At 51.8% G+C, this 1,034-nt stretch carries 1 protein-coding gene; it reads left to right on the top strand.

All coding sequences use genetic code 11. From position 1 onward, the window contains the following. Positions 1-1,034, top strand: a 1,034-nt coding sequence (locus tag ACO0LD_RS31710) for an ABC transporter transmembrane domain-containing protein (protein WP_423013524.1), incomplete at both ends; no start/stop codon positions are given.

Below are 1,034 nucleotides of genomic sequence, written 5' to 3'. Positions count from 1 at the left end.
CAAGTCGCCCTGCGCGACCTGACCGGTCATATCGTTGGCCTGCGTCCGGCCATCGTCAAAGTCATTGCCCTTGCTCTGGCGTTAGAAATTTTCGCCATATGCTCACCCCTTTTCAACCAGTTCGTCATTGATGAAGTCATCGTCAGTGGTGACAAAGAATTATTGGTAGTGCTGGTGTTTGGTTTTGCGCTGTTGACGATTACCCAGAATGCCATAGGCCTCGCACGTAGCTGGTTTCTGATGCGCTGGAGCATGGATATCAGCCTGCAATGGTCGGCACGCGTGTTTGCCCATCTGGTGCGTTTGCCGGTCTCTTATTTTGAAAAGCGCCATCTTGGTGATGTGGTATCCCGCTTTGGTTCCATAGGGTCTATACAGAGTACCCTGACCAGCATGTTCGTCGAGAGCGCACTCGATGGCCTGATGGCCGTACTGGCGCTGGTCATGATGCTGGTGTATAGCATCAAGCTCAGCATGCTGGTATTGGGTGCTGTGGCCCTGTATGCGGGTTTGCGCTGGGCTTTCTATCAACCTTTCCGTGAAGCATCGCAAGAACGGCTGATCTTGTCTTCCAAAGAAAGCAGTCACTTCCTGGAAACCATGCGTGCCGTCACGCCCTTGAAACTGTTTGGCCGTGAGACTGAAAGACTGTCGCGCTGGCAGAACCTGAAGATCGATGTTCAAAATCGCGATATCAAGACGCAGAAGCTGTCCATCATCTTCAAGGTCAGCAATACCCTGATCTTTGGCATACAAGGCCTGGCGCTGTTTTATATCGGTGCTGGCCAGGTCATGCAAAATACCCTGACGGTGGGCATGCTGATGGCCTTCTCCAGCTATGCCGGTACTTTTACTGGCCGCATTTCCAGCCTCATTGATGTCTTCATCAGTTACCGCATGCTGAGCCTGCATAGCGAAAGGCTGGCAGATATCGTGCTGGAAGAGGCTGAGGCAGAAACTGCCATCGAAACTGATATCTCGCGCATTAAAGCTGTCATTACTCTCAAGAATATCAAGTTCCGCTATGCCGAGGG

This window comes from Undibacterium sp. Ji83W (genome assembly GCF_049340385.1).
Lineage (GTDB): Bacteria > Pseudomonadota > Gammaproteobacteria > Burkholderiales > Burkholderiaceae_D > Undibacterium.
This window is presented reverse-complemented; position numbering and strand designations above follow the sequence as displayed.